This window comes from Methyloceanibacter sp. (assembly GCF_058506495.1).
In genome coordinates, this window is the sequence record NZ_JBZMXT010000174.1 from 1 (window position 1) to 2,227 (window position 2,227).

Consider the following 2,227-nt stretch of genomic DNA (forward strand, 5'->3'; position numbering starts at 1 on the left):
TCAAATTTCGATCTTGATGCGCTTATGGCTTCCGGTGATCATTTATTGGAGGAAGGAAACGAACGGTATTCCAAGGAGCCAGGTCATGACTACTGCACTGCAACATTGCATGTCTCAGACCATGCAGATTACGAAAGTCAAAGAGCATATCGGCGCCATCGTCACCGGCATTGATCTCGCGCAGCCCGTGGATGCTGCGACGCAAGAGAAACTCTATGATGCAGTGGTCGAAAACGTGGTGCTGGTGATCCGGGGCCAGGCGCACCTCAGCCCGGCACAGCTCCAGGCTGCGGCCGAGAGATTCGGCGAGTTGATGGAAGACCAAAACCGGCTGTATCTGGTTGACGGGTTTCCCTTGATCAGCGTGCTCGACAACTTTCACAAGGACAGCAAGGGCCAACCGGCAAAAGTCGGCAAAAACGCGACCTGGCATACCGACCACACCAACCAGGAACGCCCGCCGAAGTTCACGATGCTCTATGCCGTCGCGGTGCCGGACAAGGGTGGCGCGACATCGGTATGTAATTCGCGCGCAGCCTACGAAGCACTGCCGAAAGAGTTGAAGCAGCAGATCACCGGCATGAAGACCGAGAACACACTGATTAGCAGCGCACGCTTTCACCTCGCCAATCCGGACATTCTGAAAGAGCAGCTTGAATCGACCAGACCGCCGACGGTCCAGCCGTTGGTTCGCACGCATCCCGAAACGGGCACCAAGGCCGTGTGGTTTCACAAGAGCAAGACCGAGAGAGTCATCGGCATGACCCCAGAGGAAACCCAAGATTTCCTACAGGACCTGACCGATAAGATCACGCAGCCACAGTTCTGTTACGCGCATGAATATCAAATAGGCGACCTGCTGATCATCGACGATCGCGCGTCGTTGCACAAAGCCGGTCACGATTTCGATCCGAGCCAGCACCGCCGTCTATATCGTCTGCTGGTGCGCGGCGACCGGCCGTGCTGAACACTGCGATCGCGCGCAATCTGCAACCGCTTATCCCGCCGCGCCGCTGAGCAAAATCGCTCATGTTCCGCCGAGCTGACGGGGCGTTGGTGCCAAGTCAGGTGGGGCACCCCACGCACTGGCGCAGACCGCGGATCGCCTCTCCACTTAGTCCGCGGAGATCGCTTTGTCGCCTGAGGGTCCCCCGCCCCGCGCCGTCGTTCGCTTCCGCCATACCTGTATGTCCGCGATGACTTTTAGGGTTGCCGCCACCACCAGCGCACACAGAACCGCTTTTGACACCGCCTCCATGGTGCCCTGTATCAAGATGCTATGGACGGCCGTGCCTAAGACGATCACCGTCACGAGGGCCGTATGAGCCCTGCGCCACGTGCGCGGGCGCAGGCCCAGTCGCGGACGCAGCGCAACCATGACCGCCACGGCAAAGATGGCCCACATCGCGATCACCCCCCAGGCAGCGAAAGGCGTCGGCGATGTGAACAGAAGGGCATCAATCACGTCCGGCGGGCTTGTGATCCAAAGCCCCGCGATGTGGATCACGACCGCTACGACCAATGCGGTTCCGGTCCAGAGGTGTACTCGGCGCGCTTGATAACGCGATAGTCCCGTCAAGTAGCCGCCAATCAGCAAAGGTTGCACCAGCATGAGCGCCAGTCCAACGACCCCTGCGAAGCCGGCGACAATGTAGATCGGATCACGCCATGCGAGCAGAGGACTCGCCGCTGCAGCGCCAATCGCTACCGCGACGACGATCGTAAGGGTCCCCCATATGACGGCCCCCCGGACCAATCCCATCCCGTTCATGTCCAACGCGTTCAGACCGGCTTGAGGACGAAGTGTGCCTCCAGGCTCGTGTCTTTCGCGCTCGCCATGACAGGACGGAGAAAGACCGTTTCGAACTCGCCGCTGTCGTAGGCGAGGTGACCGTGCGGCTGGCCAAATGCGGGGACAATCTGTGGCATCTCGAGACGGAATACCCCTTTTTCGTCTGTGAGGGTCGCGCCATGGCTTTGCGGATCTCGCTCATGGCCCTCGGTGGTGTGCGCCCAGATTTGGATGCGCTGCCCTGCGAGCGGCGCGCCGTCGCCCGCGCGTCGTACCGTACCGCTCATCCAGAAGCCGCCCCCCCCGATCCGATCGACGATCGGCGCGCCGGGACGGTAGTTGTTGGAACCTCCCCACATCGAGGGTGTGGGAGCAAGTCCTTTCGCTTGGGCGGGCAGCAGCATGCCAGCGATACTGGTTGCGACAAAAGCGCCG

Annotated in this window: 3 protein-coding genes; 1 reads left to right on the forward strand and 2 read right to left on the reverse strand. The window is 60.6% G+C overall.

All coding sequences use genetic code 11. The features are described from left to right. Positions 1-85 precede the first annotated feature (85 nt). Positions 86-967 (forward strand): TauD/TfdA dioxygenase family protein, encoded by an 882-nt coding sequence (locus tag AC33YF_RS13740; protein ID WP_491777778.1) that lies wholly within the window; start codon positions 86-88, stop codon positions 965-967. A 147-nt stretch (positions 968-1,114) separates the two neighbouring features. On the opposite strand, the gene AC33YF_RS13745 is transcribed toward AC33YF_RS13740, so the two are convergent. Both AC33YF_RS13745 and AC33YF_RS13750 read right to left on the reverse strand, forming a co-directional pair. After that, positions 1,115-1,771, reverse strand: coding sequence for a ferric reductase-like transmembrane domain-containing protein (locus AC33YF_RS13745; RefSeq protein ID WP_491777779.1), 657 nt, complete (start codon positions 1,769-1,771; stop codon positions 1,115-1,117). An 11-nt stretch (positions 1,772-1,782) separates the two neighbouring features. Then, a partial coding sequence (locus AC33YF_RS13750; RefSeq protein WP_491777780.1) for a twin-arginine translocation pathway signal occupies positions 1,783-2,227 on the reverse strand: 445 nt, incomplete at its 5' end.

Excerpts from the sequence above, each read along its gene's own strand:
- AC33YF_RS13740 (WP_491777778.1), top strand. The coding sequence starts at position 86 with ATGACTACTGCACTGCAACATTGCATGTCTCAGACCATGCAGATTACG.
- AC33YF_RS13745 (WP_491777779.1), bottom strand. The coding sequence starts at position 1,771 with ATGAACGGGATGGGATTGGTCCGGGGGGCCGTCATATGGGGGACCCTT.